Annotated in this window: 12 protein-coding genes and 1 pseudogene; 2 read left to right on the plus strand and 11 right to left on the minus strand. The window is 42.7% G+C overall.

The features are described 5' to 3' along the window. Positions 1 to 87: 87 nt before the first annotated feature. From OSCIL6407_RS0124255 to OSCIL6407_RS0124305, 11 genes are all read right to left on the minus strand, one after another. Complete coding sequence (locus tag OSCIL6407_RS0124255) at positions 88 to 4,500, minus strand: nSTAND1 domain-containing NTPase (RefSeq protein ID WP_007355052.1); 4,413 nt, start codon at positions 4,498 to 4,500, stop codon at positions 88 to 90. 30 nt (positions 4,501 to 4,530) lie between these two features. Further along, positions 4,531 to 5,076 (minus strand): hypothetical protein, encoded by a 546-nt coding sequence (locus OSCIL6407_RS0124260; RefSeq protein ID WP_007355053.1) that lies wholly within the window; start codon positions 5,074 to 5,076, stop codon positions 4,531 to 4,533. Next, positions 5,066 to 6,193 (minus strand): AAA family ATPase, encoded by a 1,128-nt coding sequence (locus OSCIL6407_RS0124265; protein ID WP_007355054.1) that lies wholly within the window; start codon positions 6,191 to 6,193, stop codon positions 5,066 to 5,068. Before OSCIL6407_RS0124265 ends, OSCIL6407_RS0124260 begins: the two co-directional genes overlap by 11 nt. Positions 6,194 to 6,204: 11 nt before the next feature. After that, positions 6,205 to 6,531, minus strand: coding sequence for a DUF433 domain-containing protein (locus tag OSCIL6407_RS0124270; RefSeq protein ID WP_007355055.1), 327 nt, complete (start codon positions 6,529 to 6,531; stop codon positions 6,205 to 6,207). 82 nt (positions 6,532 to 6,613) lie between these two features. Continuing rightward, the gene (locus tag OSCIL6407_RS36360; protein WP_007355056.1) at positions 6,614 to 6,790 is read right to left on the minus strand and encodes a hypothetical protein; all 177 of its coding nucleotides are present in this window, start codon (positions 6,788 to 6,790) and stop codon (positions 6,614 to 6,616) included. 102 nt (positions 6,791 to 6,892) lie between these two features. After that, positions 6,893 to 7,057 carry a hypothetical protein gene (locus OSCIL6407_RS36365; RefSeq protein WP_007355057.1) on the minus strand — a complete coding sequence of 55 codons (165 nt, stop codon included), beginning with the start codon at positions 7,055 to 7,057 and terminating at the stop codon, positions 6,893 to 6,895. A 102-nt stretch (positions 7,058 to 7,159) separates the two neighbouring features. Further along, a complete protein-coding gene (locus OSCIL6407_RS0124285) occupies positions 7,160 to 10,966 on the minus strand; it encodes a caspase family protein (protein WP_007355058.1) in 3,807 nt (1,268 codons plus the stop codon). A gap of 256 nt (positions 10,967 to 11,222) precedes the next feature. Continuing rightward, the gene (locus OSCIL6407_RS0124290) at positions 11,223 to 13,514 is read right to left on the minus strand and encodes a sensor histidine kinase (RefSeq protein WP_019487779.1); all 2,292 of its coding nucleotides are present in this window, start codon (positions 13,512 to 13,514) and stop codon (positions 11,223 to 11,225) included. A gap of 89 nt (positions 13,515 to 13,603) precedes the next feature. Beyond that, the gene (locus tag OSCIL6407_RS0124295; protein WP_007355060.1) at positions 13,604 to 14,416 is read right to left on the minus strand and encodes a carbon-nitrogen hydrolase family protein; all 813 of its coding nucleotides are present in this window, start codon (positions 14,414 to 14,416) and stop codon (positions 13,604 to 13,606) included. Between the two features lie 285 nt (positions 14,417 to 14,701). Continuing rightward, positions 14,702 to 14,836: a photosystem I reaction center subunit IX gene (psaJ, locus tag OSCIL6407_RS32935; protein ID WP_007355062.1), complete on the minus strand. Its 135-nt coding sequence runs from the start codon at positions 14,834 to 14,836 to the stop codon at positions 14,702 to 14,704. Positions 14,837 to 14,926: 90 nt separating this feature from the next. Then, the gene (locus OSCIL6407_RS0124305) at positions 14,927 to 15,415 is read right to left on the minus strand and encodes a photosystem I reaction center protein PsaF,subunit III (protein WP_007355063.1); all 489 of its coding nucleotides are present in this window, start codon (positions 15,413 to 15,415) and stop codon (positions 14,927 to 14,929) included. Positions 15,416 to 15,697: 282 nt separating this feature from the next. Here OSCIL6407_RS0124305 and tsaD point away from each other — a divergent pair, with 282 nt between their 5' ends. Together tsaD and OSCIL6407_RS38615 are read left to right on the plus strand one after the other, a co-directional pair. Beyond that, complete coding sequence (gene tsaD, locus OSCIL6407_RS0124310; RefSeq protein WP_019487782.1) at positions 15,698 to 16,774, plus strand: tRNA (adenosine(37)-N6)-threonylcarbamoyltransferase complex transferase subunit TsaD; 1,077 nt, start codon at positions 15,698 to 15,700, stop codon at positions 16,772 to 16,774. Positions 16,775 to 16,870: 96 nt separating this feature from the next. Beyond that, positions 16,871 to 17,619 (plus strand): annotated as a pseudogene (locus OSCIL6407_RS38615) (DUF4277 domain-containing protein); the annotation flags it as partial.

Raw genomic sequence — 17,619 nt, forward strand, 5'->3', positions numbered from 1 at the left:
TAGTTTTGAAGGATACCCAAAGACTAAAAAACCCGCCCCCACCCTGCGATCGAATCCTTTATTGATATTGGTGTAAGATCCGACAGGCTATTTGCAAATGTTGCGATCGCTCTCCTTTAGATTTACATTATTTGTGAGATAATCTTGGAGGCGATCGCACCCCCGCCGCAACAAATCATCTAAATCTAAACTCGATAAACTAATAGTTTGGTCATAGCTACCGCTAATTAATATTTTCCCATCTGGACTAAAACCCATACTTTTAACTTGTCCCTGATGGCCAATTAAAGTTTTAATCAGCGTACGATCTGTAGCATTCCACAACTTAATAGTATTATCAGCACTTCCCGAAGCCAAAATCTTTCCATCAGGACTAAAACTAACACTTACTACTGCATTTTGATGTCCCGTTAAAGTCCGAATTTCCTTACCAGAATCCGCATCCCAAAACTTAATAGTATTATCCGCACTTGCAGAAGCTAAAATTTTGCTGTTAGGATGCCAAGCTACAGCCTGTACAGCCTGAGAATGACCTTCTAAAGTTTTAACTAAAGTGCCGTCAGAGTTAAACAATTTAACTGTTTTATCGTTGCTACCAGAAGCTAAAAACTTGCCATCAGAACTGAAAGCTAAACTTGTTATGCCATCGCTATGTTCAGTAATATTTTTTAGCATTTTTCCATCAGCTATATTCCACAATTTAATTGTCTTATCATCGCTGCCAGAAGCTAAAATATTACCATTTGGACTAAAGGCTACACTTGTCACGCCTTCGTTATGTGCTGCTAAATTTTTAAGCTGTGTTCCATCTGCTGCATTCCAAAGTGTCACTGTTTTGTCATAACTGCCAGCCGCTAAAATCTTACCATTGGGACTAAAACTAATAGATGAAACCTTATTACTACTATCTAATTTTATCGTCTTTAAAAGAGTTTTATCAGTGCGCCATAATTTCACCTGTCCATCGGCACTAGCAGAAGCAAAAGTTTTACCATCAGGATTAAAATTTACACTCTCAATAAAACCGTCATTTCGCAGCGGAATATCACCATCTAACCGCCAAATTTTTACAGTTTTATCAGCGCTAGCTGTTGCTAAATTCTTCCCATCTGGACTAAAATTAACACTCGTCACCTGATCGCCATGTCCCTTAAATTGATTAAGCAAAATTGCGCCTACCCCGCCTGATTCTAAACTCCAAACTCTCGCTGTATAGTCATCGCTGCCAGAAGCTAACATCTTACCATCGGCACTAAAGCTAACACTAATTGCTCCTTTTTCTTGTTCTGTAAAGTTGGCAATAATTTTGCAATCAGGTTGCCAGATTTTTACAGTTTTGTCCAGGCTTGCCGTTGCCAATATTTTACCATCAGGACTAAAGCTGACATCCATAATATAATCAGTATGTCCTTTACAAATTTGCGATTTATTGCTATTTATGCTCCATAATTTTAAGGTTTTATCTTCACTTACGGATGCTATATTTTTGCTGTCTGAACTCCAACTGATACGAGTTACCCTTTCAGTATGACCTGTCAAAGTTTTGATTAAGCTACCATCTAAATTCCAAAGTTTTATAGTTTTGTCATCGCTGGCAGTTGCTAACATTTTACCATCGGGACTAAAACTAATGCTGTTTACTTTTTCACTATCTCCGGTGAAAGTTTTAATAAGCTTGCCGTCAATATTCCAAAGCTTAACTATGCCATCCGAACTTGCAGCAGCTAACAGCTTGCCATCGGGACTAAAACTAAGATCGTTTACACTTCTTTCATTGCCTGTTAAAGTTTGGAGAAGACGACCATCGGCACTCCAAAGTTTTATGGTTTTGTCAGAACTTGCAGTTGCTATGGTTTTCCCATCTGGACTATATTTTACCGCTTGCACGCGATCGCCATGCCCTTCTAAGCGATTATTTTCCTTCCCATTATCAATAGCTTGCTGTAAACTGCCTACAGTTTCCACAGCCACATCACCGCTGATATTCATGGCTGTTTTTAATTGCTTACCCGCCTTCATTCCCGCTAAAAGTGCATCAAGCTGTTGATTAGAAAGTAACTGAGATTCAGACAAAGAAGCTAAAGCATCGATCTGATTTTCTATCGCCCGGTTGCGCTGAATCAAAGCAATAATTGCAGCTAAACTGACAACAGTTACAAATGTACTAACAGCAGCAATAACGCGCAAACGATTATTTCGCCTGCGTTGAATGCTACGTTTAATAAATTCTGATTCGTATTGATTGAGCCAGTTATCATCAGATGTTAATACCTGTTCTAGCAAGTCAAGACGCGGATTGTTATCCCAAAGAAAACCAACTTGTTTATTATTAATCCATTCCTTAGCGACAGGGGTTAGTAAGCGTTGTAGCGTCAAAGTTTCCTGTTCCTGGTTTTTCCACCGTTGTAACTTATCCCACCCGCGCGCGATCGCATCGTGAGCAGGCTCAACATAAGCCTCACCGCCAGTTTCCTGTCCCCCAACCAGCAACCGCGCTTCCGAAAAGCGCCGAATTATCTCACTTACTCGCTGATTCTCACTTGCATCTGTATAAAGTAACTCCGATCGCGCCACCCGCCGCCGCGCCAATTCCCCACCTTCAACCGCCACCATCCGCAGCATTACGCGCCTTACTGTGTCGTGATAAGCGCTGTCAAGTTGCACCAGTTGGTCATATTCAGCGGTAGCTCTCTGTGTGAGAGAACCCGCCACGCCGCCCAATTGTTTGTAATCGCTCTCACTTAATGCCCGATTATTGCGCCGACTTTCTAAATACTTTATATAAAGCTCACTTAAGGTAAATGATAGCAGCGGCAAAGCTCCCGGCATCTGCACGACTTCATTAATCAATTGGTCTGTGAGGCTGGATGGCTCAAAGTATAATACTCTTTCCGACGCAGGGCCCTCGATCGCTTGCCGTAACTCGTCCTGAGTCATCGGCGGTACAATAAACCGAGCGTCTATCCAGTAAGCTTTGAGAGCAGAATCAAGGAATTGAGCTTCAAAATCGAGGCGAACAGCGATCGCAACCCTGAGTGCTTCTGGGTGCGCTGCGATCGCGCCTTCAAGTTGCGCCAAAAATAGCGATCGCTCGTCTTCATCAGACATTGTTACCAATTCCTCAAATTGGTCAACCACTAACAGCAATTTTTTATGAGGATTAGCGCTACTCCAAATAGTAACTAAATCGGCAAACTTACCAACATTTTGCCGCAATCCTTCGGTCATTTTCTGAATCCGCAGAATATCATCTCTCTGCTTTTCCTTATCTGTACTTTGGCGGTTAGATATATTTTCATCTATTAACAAAAGCGCTCTAGCTAACGAGGTTAAAGGAGATTCCCCCGGTCGTAAAGGCCCGATAACTGTAACAACGGATGAATTGTCAGTTTCTCCCCCACCTTCAGATGCGGTTATTGCCCTACTTTTAGCTTCTACCGTTGAATTAGCGTTTCGCCAGCGAGGGATTAATCCCGCTTTAACCAAACTAGATTTACCCGTTCCTGACGCGCCTAAAACCACAGTTAAGGGATGTTTTTCGACAAAATTATACAACTTTTTGATTAACTTTTCGCGTCCAAAAAATAGATTTCTGTGTTCTTCATCAAAAGATTCTAAACCGCAATAGGGATTATTTTCTCGATTGAGTTCTGGTGCCGGCGGTAAGTTAAGTTCGTGACCGGGAACTAAGAAGATAAATTCGCCTTTATCGTGTTTTGCTAACGGCCACATTCCGGGAGTTTGGCGGTGGCGTTGTTCTGCTGAGTCGGGTTCGACGCGATCGCGCACGTATAAAAAAAGTTCAGTAGCAGTGATGACCCCATCACCGCTAGGTTGACCGTCTTTTGGCGGCGGGAACAAGTCGGCGCGGCCTCTGAGTCCGTCAAATAAAGCTTCTGCGAAGGGGGAATGGTTGCCGCTGATGCCGCGATCGTCTTTTAGGGATAAGCTGTCTAAGGCTTTTTGGTCGTGGGATGCGGAGGTAATCGCAACCCATGCGGGGTCTTTGATGAAGCGATCGTAACGTTCTTGGTGGATGACTTCGGGGTGCGCGAGGAGATCGCGGGTGGCGGCCCAGCGGAAGGCCCCGGCGAAGCAACAGTCAAGGATGGCGAGGAGGTGGCGACAGGGGAGGGATGCGATCGCATCGTGTACCTGCTGCATTGGTACAAAAGTGCTGCTATCACCGGGTTGTGCGTCTTGCGGGATCACGTATCCGGCCGGGCCGTCATCGTTATCAAGAGCGATGCCGTGTCCGGCAAAGTAGAATAGAATGCGATCGTTTTCTCCTACTTCTTTGGGTAGGGTTTCTAATAGTAATATTTGCAGTTTTTCGCGGGTAACTTCCGTATCTAATAATAATTTTACATCATAATTATGATCTTCTTTAAGGATGCGAGCGAGTTCTTTGGCATCGTTAGTAGCCGTTCTCAGGGGAGAAATGCCATTTTGGTAATCGTTGATGCCAATGACGATCGCGAGAGAGCGTTTAAATTCCATTTTTAGTTATTAATTTAGTATTGGAGATTTTTAATTTGTGGGCATAATTCTTTGCCATTCACTACAGGCTAGATGCAATGATTCAGGAGCATTTTCGTCCAATCCACGCTGGCAATAATTTACCAAATTTTCAACACAGGGTTTACAATCACTTTCTTGAGGAAGTTTTGAATATGCTGTTTCCTCATCAACGATTTCTCCTTGTAGATAGTGTATCCAAGTTTCAATATTTCGTCGGGGTATAAACACTGCTATTTTTTCATCTAATAGACGTTTAGCTTGAGAGTCAGCTTCAAGCTCTAAATCTAACTGATTTAATCGTTCAGCTATAGTATATTTGTCGGCATCTATCAAAACAACTAAAGCAATTGAAAGGTAGTTTTTACTCCGATAAGCTCTAACTTCTTTGGCATAATTTTCTCTTACATATTGTTCTCCAGATTGCTTTCCTTTGGGAAGGGGCAAATATGTAATCTTCCGGGGATTAAAACCTCGCTTAACGAGAAAATGTCGGGCAAATACTTCCTGCTGTCTATCCTCACATAATACAATAATTTGCATACCACTATGAATCATGGAGCCATCCCCGCGCTACCAATTCTGAAATAGGAAGTCCAGTATCATTATCAGTGCCGATCCGTTTTACTCGAACTGGAGTGTTACTTTGACGTTCAAACCAATATCCTACAGGTGATGCTAAAAGATAGTCAATTAACACAGGGTGATGAGAAATCAGCAATGCTTGTGTTTTTTGTTCGCTACAAAGGTCATAAAGTTGAATCAACCAAGGTTGAATTTCTGGTAGTGCCAAAAAGTTCTCAGGTTCATCAAGGCATAAAGTGTAATCTTCAGATTTAGTGCATATAATAAGCGTATATAGTGCAATCAACATTCGCTGACCATCAGAGAGTTCTCCCAATTTGTATTCGACTAATTTATTTCTGTCATTCTCTAGTGAGAAAGACAGTTTGAGAAGGCGAATTTTTTCCCCTGCATCGATAAATTTAAAATAAGCGAATCCCTCAAATATTTCTTTTAAAGTGTTTGTTAATTCAAATATTTTGCCTTGATTTTGAGATAAGTAACGATACCAAGAAACATAATTTTCCATCCTATAAGATAAACGATTTTCTTCTTTACTACTCTCATCAACCATCATACTAGGATTAATTTGAAGTATTATGAAACGCTCCATGCGCTCTTTGAACCAAGTCAGCTTGCTATTGTCATCTCTGGGCATAAGTAAAGCCAGCATTGACTGAAACAAGTCAAAGGGATATTCTTTCCATTCTAAGGATAAAGAACCGTCGCGGAAGACTTGCATTTCTCCTAACCCGAATTTTAGTAATGGTTGGTTATCAAACCACAAGCGCTCGTACTTAATGTGAGTCTGGTTTCCATTTCTATCTCTATCATGTTCGATGGCAAGTTCATATTTGTAAGTTCCCCCATTTCCTTCAATTTCTAACTCGAAGCTTTGAATCAAAGATGTCTGCCAGCGCGTACAATCAACAGATTTAAAAATTGCATCAACTTTGCTATCACCACTTACAAAAGCTTGGATTTTTCGCAAAACATCGAAAACAGTTGACTTGCCAGCCCCGTTTGAGCCGAGAAATAAATTAATTGAGTCAACAGACAGTTCAAAATTTACTAGGCATCGAAAATTGTCGATATAAATTCGTTTAAGCATATAATTTCTCCTTAATCTTTCTCATTTTCTCGGATTGCTATTTCTATCTCATCAGGATATACTTCAGCATAACCCCAAGCATTTACTAAGTCTTCAGCATTAAGACTTGGATAGGCATATAAAAGTTCGGATTCACTAGCACCTAAACGGCGATAACTCACTAGCAGCCAAACGGGGATGCGCGTTTGTCTGATACAGGCATCACCGCCTATAACGCCGCGAGTTTTTTCAATTCCTGGCCAACTGTTACTTAAACTTTGGGATAATATTTTTATGGCTTGGATTTTCTCATCTGGGGTTAAGGCTAAAAGTTGTGGTTGCAATTCTTTGAGTGTCATACTTCTGTTAATAATTAATTGCTTCATCACTCCCTTAAATTATAGCGACTGTCGAGAATACCGTCAAAAAAGCGAGCGTATCCTACACTTCCTCTGGCGGATGTAAACTATCCCTCGCCCCGATGCCATTATATATTCTACTCTCTGGTTTAAACTCGCTGATTAAGGTTGTTAAATCAGTATTTCTGATTTGAGCCAATTTTATCAGAGCTTCAACTCGCTCCACATTCATATTTTCTAACCGTTCTTCATAGGCCAATAATTCTGTATGTTCTGCCTCGGTTATCTGTTCCCATTCATTCTGTTGGCGCAGATAGTCCAGCCGTGTTTGTTCTTCAAATAATAGATGACGCTGAATAATTTATAGCAAAGCGGATTCTTCTGAGCCTAACGCGGTTTCATCTCCTAGTTGATTAGCCTTTAAAGACAAATATTCGAGGAGTGTAACTGCTTCTGTTAACATTTCATTGGGCAATTTATCAATTAATTCAATCGCTCTTTGGCGAATGTCTATTGATGCCGTCATGTTCCACCTCTATAGTTCATGCTAAGTTACATTCTAGCAGTTGTAGAAGAAGCGATCGCGCTCTCTAGAAATAAAAGCGATCGCGCTCCCCAAACCCAAAATTCAAAAAATTTTACTACTCTTATTCTCCAACTTCGGCGCTTCAGGAACAGGCCGCATTAATAGCATGACATTCATCAGCGCGATCGCACTCAGCAACGCCACAATTACAGCAAAACCCCCAATCAACCAGTGACGCTCAACAGTTATAGTGACTAAATCCGGGGTTTTCTGACTAACATTGCGAGCAGCCGCAGCCGTAGACATTGAGGCAGGTGCAACCTCAGCCACAGCCGGAGTAGCAACTGGCGGTGCTTTCACAGGTGCAAAATCCGATCGCGCTTCCACAGCAACAGGCCCAGAAGACACTAAAAGAGGCATTTCAGGAGCATTAGAAAGCGCGATCGCTAAGGCTTCCAACCCCTCAGCAATGCTCAAATAACTGAAATGATCGCAGCCAACCTCCGAAATCTGCGGCTTTCTCCCCAAACCCAACTGCGTCATGGATGCCACACTCACGGTGATATCATTTGGCTGGCCGAACATCGCCATATTGCCAGTCATTCCCCCCGCCTTCTGCATCATGCGCTCGAAGGTACTCGCCTGGCCGTTCCTCTGGGCCAGCGCCGCCGGCTGGATGGACTGATTACCAGCTAACACTGTATAAGGAATTTGTGGATCGGGACTTGCCGCCAGCTTCTTCAGAAACTCCGATCCGGGCTGCATTTGCTCTAGAGACACGCTTGCAGCTTCCACTGTCCCTTTTAGCAGCAAATCGCTGAGCCACTTGACAGGAGGCGCGATCGCAGTCACCCCATTGATCGCACTTAGTAACGCTGTTTTCGCCAAACTCTGCACTGTCGCCCAGGGAGAACCGCCATTCGGCGGTCCCAATAGCACTAAGTGCTGCACAACTCGATTCCCTTGTTCTTGTTCAATGAACCACCGCGCCACTAAGCCGCCCATTCCTTGGGCTACGATGTGCAGCACTTTGCCATGATTCGCGCCCAGTCCGGCCAACTCTAAGCGGTGCTTTAACGATCTCGCATTCTCCTCAATCGGAGTGTTTATACTTTCATAATCAAAAGTGAGAACAAGGTCATACAAATCGCTGAGAGGGCGATGCTGACCGTTCGTTTGCACCGATACTTGCCCGATCCCAGGAACCATTTTTTGAGTATCTCCGAGAATGCTGTGAGTGAAGAGAAGAATTCGCTGAGCCTTCGCTACCCACTCTCTCACTTCGTGAATGTCTTTCTCATAAGATACTTTATCGTTTGTGAGGAGGTCGGCGATCGCTAAAATCGGATATTCGTAATCGTAGCCTAATTTTTGCAGGGCGACTTTCTGGAAAAAGATGCGGACAGAACCGCCAAGACTGCGACTTCCCGATGATACCGGATCGGGCAACCGATCTAATTTTATCTCTGTTTGGCCGCGATCGCTCCTTTTCCCCAACCCCGTCGGGACGAAAAATTCGCCATCATAACCAATCCCAATCAGCGCCTCGTTTTCAGCCAGCGGCGCATCAATTATCAATTCTAGCGGCTGTTCCGGCGTTACGGCAGCCGCATCTTCCACATTGCTGAGTTCTAACGCACTCAGGCCGGGGTCAGTACCGCGACTGGCTGTAAATTGGAAAGACTGGATAAACTCTGGATTATCCCGCAAAATTGGCGGCAAAATCATATTACCTACATCGCGCGTCGCTTGGGGAATCGTCGTTAAACGCGCATTTGCCTTTAAACTGGGATGCGATCGCATTTCTACACCCGCACCCAAGGAAACCGCTTCTCCCGTTTGGGGTATCGGTGTCGTTTCCTGCGGTCGCACTGTGGTAAATGTAATCTGAGATGTCACCCAATCATCCCATACTTCATCCTTCTCTGGTTGCGATAAAAGATCGCGAGTTTGTACGCGGTTCATCAAGCGATTGAGAACGCTTTTTCCTCCCTTTCCCGCAATTTTAACTGCACGAGTTCGAGGCGCATCTAACCTTTCTTGTTCCAGCAATGTTGCGTCAAATTCCGCTGTACTGACAATCAATTTTAGGACATCTTTAAACTCAGTAACTCCCTGTTCCCAGAGTTCTTTGGGTACTGTGGCATAAATCGGATTTCCCCCTAAAACAAATACTTCCTCTCCGGGTTGTAACCAAACACCGCCAGAGGCAAAAAAGCCAGTTAAAATCGCGTAAGTTTCGGTTAAATCTAATAAGGCACAGTAAAGCGGTTCGTCGCTACGATTGATGAATTTTATCCTAATAGTTGGCTGCTGCCATTTGCCATTTTCATACTTATATTCTAACCGAATTTGTTGTGCCTCAATTTCGACTTCCCCCTGATATATTTTCACTTCTACGGCATCGGGGTCAATGCGACTGGATGCAGGACTAGAAAGTTCAGCGATATTCGTCCAACGGGCGATGTGTTCCAAACGCGCGATCGCTAAATTAGCATTACCTTGGTTATAACCAGAAATTTTAGCCACCAACGGGCGATCGTCCGTTGGCCGAGCAATGATATACTCGCCATTACGAGCAATTAACCGAAATTCAGCTTGAATTGCTGTTTCTACTTCCCCAACATACATTGAAGCTTGACCTTCCGGCCCCGCTTTTTGTAAGGCTTCCTTTGCTAATTTTACACCTACTTCTTCTCCTTCAATGCAAACACCTAAAGGCGGCATTGGCAAACTGGTAACAACTGCTTTAAAAGTTTTTTCTACATCCAGTGAGTTATCTACATTTGTACAGGAAATCTTGCTGAATTGGGGTAAAACTTCGGTAACATCTGCTTCGGCAAATGAGTTAGAAAGTTGCCGCAAATCTTCGGGATTACTATCCATTGCAAACAAAGCTAACCGAGTCGTTTCTTCCCCTACCACTGGCGGAATGCCGTGTACTGCGCCGCCGTCAATTATCCAGCCGTACTCTAAATGATAACTCACAGTAAAATAAGGAGTGCGTTTTGCGATCGCACCTCCTAAAAACGGCTGGTCTAAATCTTCTAAATTTGTCGCTTCCAACTGCGGCGACTGAGACGCAACTTTGCTGCGGACTAAAGCATTAGTGCGCTTAAATACATCCCGGTAAGTTAAACTACCATTAGCGCGTTGCAAAGTATCTAAAAGAAAATAGCAAAAAGCACCGCGATGTTGTCCAGTACCGTAATATTCCTTGGCTTCTTCGCAGTCGCGACAAGCTGCTAACAAAACATGGCGACCGCGTGGTATCATCCAGCCAGTAGGATTTGCTTCGGGACTGCGAGATGTTGATACTAACTTACTAATTTCTTCGGAGTTTAAGATAAAACTTTCTATCGGTCGCGTTCGCCTATTTGCAGGTGTTCGCCTTACCCCAGTTTCCTGCAATTCCAAATTCCGAGTGCCAGAACCGGAATGGCAACAATCCATAATAATTGTAATGTGCGGGTCTTTTTTGGCAACCTCAGATATCAGTTTTGCTAATTCTTTATCGGCCAAATCCCACCCACCTTCTTGACGGGAATCCCAACAAACCAAAGATTCGTGGAGGCGGTTAGGTTCTAAGTGCCAAAATTCCGGCGGTGCGGGTTCTTGGGAGCCGTGTCCGCTGTAATAAAATAGTACAATATCGTTGCGATTAGCTTGGCTGAGATGTGTTCGGAAACCGTCGATGATTGCTTGGCGGGTAGCTTGTTGATTTTTGAGGGTGAGGAGGTGGAGTTGCTGGTCATCGTCAGAAGTGACGCGCGATGCCAAAGGCGCGGCGCTTCGCCATCGCAGATACTCTTCAAAGGCCGTAATGTCGTTAACACAACCTCTCAAAGGTGCGACAGGGGGGAGATACTGGTCAATCCCAACTAGCAGCGCGTAAATGTTGCGAGTCATAAAAAATCTTAGCGGTAATTGGTAATAAAGCAATATGCAAGAGCCATAAGCCTCTTGCTGATACCGACACCCCAGTTTCCAGTATTTTATACCAACTATATAACTTACACAAAAATATTTGTAACGCCGCCATCCTGGCTGTTAAGTATACCGCCAGGATGGCGGCGTTACGAAGCCGATAGTTTCGGTGAAACCAGGTGAAATCTACATCAGAATTATAGCAAAAATGTTAAAAATTGCCTGATTAAATAAACCCTCATTTTTTAACAGGAATTTCAACGATAAATTCAGTTCCTTTCCCCATAGTCGAATTAAATCTCAGTAAACCACCATGCTGTTTAACAACAATTTGATAGGCAATTGATAATCCTAGTCCTGTTCCCTTACCCACAGATTTTGTAGTAAAGAATGGATCGAAAATCCGGGACTGCACGTCCTCTGAAATACCCTTACCATTATCAGCAATACTAATTATAACCCTCTCTCCTATTGTGTCGCTAACATTTGTAACATTACCCTCAACTAACGCCGTAGAAATTGTAATTTGGGGAGGAGGATAGCGTAAAAATCCATCCTTTGAAATTCCATTCTCTGTTTGATTTTCTACAGCCAAAGCATCGATCGCATCAATGGCATTACTGATAATATTCAAAAATACCTGATTCATTTGAGCTCCCCAACACTCAATCATTGGCAACTGACCATAATTTTTGATAACTTGAATAGCCAAGCGATTTGGTTGAGCTTGTAAACGGTGTTCTAAAATTAATAACGTACTCTCTAATCCCTCATGTAAATCTACAGCTTTCACCGCCGATTCATCTAGGCGGGAAAAATTTCGTAGGGAGAGAACTATCTGCCGAATACGTTCAGTCCCAGCTTGCATTGAAGATAAAAGCTTAGGCAAATCTTCCTGCAAAAATTCCAAATCCGCTATTGCCTTTTGTTCCTCAATCTCTGGAGTTACATCAGGAAATTGCTGCTGATAAAGCTTAACTAAAACTAACAAGTTTTCCAAAGACTCTTGAGTATATGGTAAATTAGTATGGATAAAACCCACAGGATTATTAATTTCGTGAGCAATTCCCGCCATCAATTGCCCTAAACTTGACATTTTTTCACTTTGAATAAGTTGTAATTGTGCTTGTTGTAGTTCTTCTAAAGCACGAGTTAACTCAATAGTTCGCTCTTGAACGCGAATTTCTAGATTCGTTTTTGACTGTTCCAATTCTGTAAAAGAACCTTGTAACTGACCCGCCATTTGAGTAAAAGATACCGCCAAAACATTTAACTCTTTAACAGCAGCTATTTCTACCTGTTGATTGAGTTCTCCAGAGGCTATTGCCTTCGATGCTATTACTAAATGTTGAATGGGTCGTGCAATTAATTGAGCTGTTAAAATCCCCAATAAAGTAGCTACAGCCAAAGCTGCAATACACAAAATAATCGTAGTCCGAGTGTTAGCATTGATTTCATCCATAAAATCTGTTTCTGGCACAACTACGACCACTAACCAATCTAAACCTCGTGCATCTCGGTAGGGTAATACTTGTCCAAACAAGTGCATATTCCCGATCCAAAAATTGAATTGTTCTGTATTCCTAACCTTGTTAAGAGAACCAAATTGAGAATTCAAATATTGAGCGGCCCCTTGGATTAAGGGAGTGCGACTTTCCGTTGCTAAAATACGTTGTTGTTTTCCCTCGGTGTTAACTGTAAACGGCTGAGAATCTGAACTCGCTACTAGATAGCCAGAACGTTCCATAATAAAAGTCTGAGCGTTGGTACTAATTTCCAAGGTTCGCAGAAAGTCACTGATATAACTGAGACTGAGATCGACGGCAAAAACTCCTTGAAAGTTGCCTGAAGCGTCATAAGCAGGCTGTGATGCGGTGATTCCTAAAGTTCCGTAGGTAAAGCTATAAATTTCCCAACTTGCTTGATTATTTTTGATTGCAGCTTGATACCAAGGTCTAGTTCTAGGATCGTAATTTTGGTCTATTCTTCGGCGTTGTTGGCGATTTCCTTGATTATCAAGGGTGTAAGTAGTCCGTTGGGGAAATTTTTCTGTTACTCTCACAACTGTCACCCCATCATCTTCTCTGGTAATTAAAGAGATTGCACCTTCTTTGTTGCCAAAATAGTTGGAACGAATATTAGAAAAAAACTGCATTTGTCGCCACAGGTGGCGTTCTAAGGCTAGAGAATTTTCTGAGGTTAATTGTCCTAGTTTAAAGGCCTCAACGTTCAGTTTAACGATTAATAATGGTTTTTCTAGGTAACTTTCTAAGTGTTGTTGAATGCGATCGCTAACGGAATTTCGGAGTTGAGTGGCTAAGTCATTGACTGCTTTTTGACCATTTTGTAGCGATAGCCATCCAGTCAGTCCGACAACAGCAAAAATTTCGATGATAAATGGTGCAATTAAGACCAGGCGCAAAGGTACTGGCTGGTGAATAGCTGCTAGGATTTTGGCCTGATATCTTCTCAACATTTTCTGCGATCGGTAGGAAGATTTAGTATAACGTTTTAAATCCGTAGCAGACACCCCCAAAATCACTCCTAAACCCTTGTTTTACAAAGATTTAAGTTTAATTTCTGGAGATGTCTAGTCTAAATTTCCTACCTAATACTATTTCAGATAAAAACCCGATGTTGCAAAGATGGCATTTGGCGGCGAACTTGTTCCAGGCGATCGGGATTAATTTCTGCGATCGCCACTCCCGGCCCATCCCCCGCATCCGCTAAAATTGTTCCCCAAGGATCGATAATCATCGCATGACCGTGCGTTTGTCGTCTCCCATAATGGCGACCGGTTTGTGCAGGTGCGATCGCATAACAAGTATTCTCGATCGCTCTGGCTTGCAACAACACTTTCCAATGGTCTTTTCCAGTATAAGCAGTGAACGCCGCCGGCACGAACAAAACCTCGGCTCCCTTATAAGACAAATGGCGATATAGTTCTGGAAAACGCACATCGTAGCATACCGACAGTCCCAGCACCCCAAAATCTTTTGAAGGATAGACAGGAGGCAAGTTTTCCCCTGCTTTGACTGTGCTCGATTCTTGATAAGTATTACCGTCTGGTACGTTGACATCAAACAGATGTACTTTTTTATATCTTACCAGTTCAATTCCATTCGAGTCTACTAGCAAACAGGTATTGTAAACTTTCCCACTATCTGCCGGCACGGGAAACCCCCCTCCCAATATTGTCACTTGAAACCGCTGGGCCATCGTTTTCAGGAATTTTTCACTTTCGATCGCGATCTCGCTAGCAAGTGCCATTTTTTCAGCTTCTTCCCCCATAAATGGGAAGTTTTCTGGCAAACCCACTAACTCAGCACCTTGGCGCACAGCCAGATCGATTAATTCTTCTGCCTGAAGCAAATTTTTTTGCAAATCAGGCAAGCTTGTCATTTGAATTGCAGCAGCGAGATATGATTTCATCGAAGGAAGAAGGAAGAAGGAAGAAGGAAGAAGGAAAAATTTAGTTATCTAGAATGGCAGAAGGCAGAAGAATTAAAAAGAAGGGAGAAACAACGTAAAGTCTTTGATACTTCAAAGATTTTCCCTATTAACCATTTGTATAAATAGCTTTAAACATAAAGCGCAGGTCAATCGATGTTTAGATTCGATCGCTTTAAACTTGAGATTAGGAATCTGCGATTAAATCCCAAATCTAAAATCAGCAATCTAAAATCGCTTGACCTGCAACCTAACACGACTCAAGCTTTAGTGCAATTGCAGAGGGTGAAACAGCAAGTCAGGGAAAAAACGGTTAAATTCAATCAAAGCCGCAGCCTGAATTGACAGCCAAAGCGCTGTAACTACTGGTGCTGTAGAAAGAAATTTCACAAAGTATTGCATCAACAATTCTCCACAATAATCAACAGAACATCGAATTGTTAACAGTTAACAGTTAACCGTTAACAGTTAACAGTTAACAACCATTAACTATTAGCGAGGTGAAACAGTGATTTCGTCATCTTTGGCGAACATTTCACCAGTGGTGATTTCTTTGAGTGCTGCCAAAGGCCACAAGAAGCCGGTTAGCATCAAGGAAATTGCCAAAGGCACATTGAGAATAATCTCTTGTTCCTCTGGAGAACTGGTTTTTTTCGCGGCTTGCAAATAGGAACGGCCAACCCAGCCAATCCAACCAGTAATGTACAAAAACAGGACGCTGGGAATCAAAAAGTCGCCCGCGTGTTCCAAGCTACCATCTACAATTAAGTGTGGGTAGCCTTCAGGCCCGCACAATGCTTCAGAATAACGCTCAAATCTGGCTTTTCCTGAAGCTGGATCGCCATTCGTAGAAACAGCATTTTTCGCTAGTTCTTTGAAAGCAGGCGAGTCCTTGCAGGGTACTAAATCGTATGCCGAGGCTACAGGTACAAAACTGATCCAAAGACTCAGGACTAAGATCGCAGCAAACAATCTTCGCATGGAATTGTTTCCTTTTGTTACAAAACAATAAGTTTTTTGTACAAGCATCTCAAGGTTGCTTGTCTGGAAGACATCTTACTATTTTTTGAGCTTGCCAGATAGACATTCCCCGATCTAAAGATAAGGAGATTTTTAAGGACAACCTTTTTGGGATCGATCCACAAAAAACTTGATTCTTAAAGGCTGAGTCAGACAGCCACCACCAATTAGCTCAGCATATATCTGAGTTTATGGCTGCTCTTTTTGTATGCGACACTAACTTTATCACGTAAAATTGAATATATGGCAACCGTTTTAGCAATTGAAACAAGTTGTGACGAAACAGCGGCAGCGATTGTTAAGAATCGTCAAGTTTGCAGCAGTGCGGTAGCGTCACAAATTAAAATCCATCAACAATATGGGGGTGTCGTCCCAGAGGTAGCTTCGCGCAGTCATGTCGAGATGGTAAATGGGGCGATCGCGCAATCTCTGAGTGAAGCCAACCTCACTTGGTCAGAAATTGACGGGATTGCAGCCACTTGTGCCCCCGGTTTAGTAGGTGCTTTGCTAGTCGGGTTAACAGCAGCAAAAACCCTCGCAATTGTTCATCAGAAGCCTTTTTTAGGTATTCATCACCTAGAAGGTCACATCTATGCCTCCTACCTCAGCGAACCCGATTTGCACCCACCGTTTTTATGCTTGCTAGTTTCCGGGGGTCATACCAGTTTGATTCATGTCAAAAATTGCGGAAACTACGAAATTTTAGGTCAAACTCGCGACGACGCAGCGGGTGAAGCTTTTGATAAAGTAGCTCGTTTATTAAAGTTAGGCTATCCGGGCGGCCCCATCATTGATAAACTAGCTCAAATTGGCAATCCGAAAGCTTTTTCCCTACCGGAGGGTAAAATTTCTTTGCCTACAGGAGGATATCATCCCTATGACAGCAGTTTCAGTGGATTAAAAACGGCTGTGTTGCATTTAGTCCAGAAGCTACAAAAAGAGAATGACGATTTACCAGTAAAGGATATTGCAGCGAGTTTTCAGGAAACAGTAGCCAAGAGTTTAACAAAAAGAGCGATCGCCTGCGCTTTAGATTGTGGCTTAAATACTATTGCCATCGGCGGCGGAGTTGCAGCTAACAGCGGACTAAGACAACACTTACAAAAAGCGGCCAATGCACACAATTTGCGCGTACTATTTCCCCCCTTGAAATATTGCACAGATAATGCTGCGATGATTGCTTGTGCCGCCGCCGAACATTTAGAATTAGGGCATACTTCGCCCTTAACTTTAGGCGCTCATTCCCGAATGCCAATTACCGATGTAATGGATTTATATCCCACATTCCGCAGATATTTAAGTTGCGTTAATAGAGGATAGATTCGGAATAAATAACGCCTAAAGTGATTGCTATGCAATCATTTTAGGCTTTTTTAGGATATAATAATTTCCACCACTAACCCAACTCTAAAAACTATGAAAAAGCCCTCAGAAGCGATAAATATTGTAAATTTAGACCATTTGGGAATAGTAGCAGGAATAATAGATGAGATGGAATTGGTAGAAGAAGTCAACAAAAAAGTGGGATTAAGAACCAAAGAAACCCTCAGCCCAGGACAAGTAATGAAAGCGATGATTTTGAACGGATTGGGGTTTTTGAGCGCCCCAATATACCTATTCGATACATTTTTTGTAGGAAAAGCAACAGAACATCTAATTGGAGAAGGAGTAACGCCTGAACAATTAAACGATGACAGGATAGGCAGAGCATTAGACAAATATTATCAAGCTGGGATGATAAAAGTGTATTTGTAGAGAGACTGAAAGAATTTCAAAATCCAGTGGACATTTGACGGTATTTGTGTAGCAGAACGGGCCTTATACACAGCTCCTAATTTGTCAGCGATGGCAGGAATGAAATGGATAACCAGAGTACCATTAAGTATCAAAGAAGCTCAAAATAAAATCTGGGATATAGAAGATAATGCCTGGGAGCCAAATCAAATAAAGGGGTATAAAATAGCAGCGATATCAAGTGATTATGCTAACATCAAGCAAAGATGGCTAGTGATAGACCCTCCCAAACGGGGTAACAGAAAGCCCAGAGGTCACGAACCCAATTTTGACTTGCGCCATCAGTTGTATCGGATTAGTGGAGTAGATTTTACTCAAATCCCTGGTTTTGATGTCCTCACAGTACAAGCTCTGCTCTCGGAAGTCGGATT

Origin of the sequence: Kamptonema formosum PCC 6407 (genome assembly GCF_000332155.1) — a bacterium.
GTDB classification, from domain to species: Bacteria; Cyanobacteriota; Cyanobacteriia; order Cyanobacteriales; family Microcoleaceae; genus Kamptonema; species Kamptonema formosum.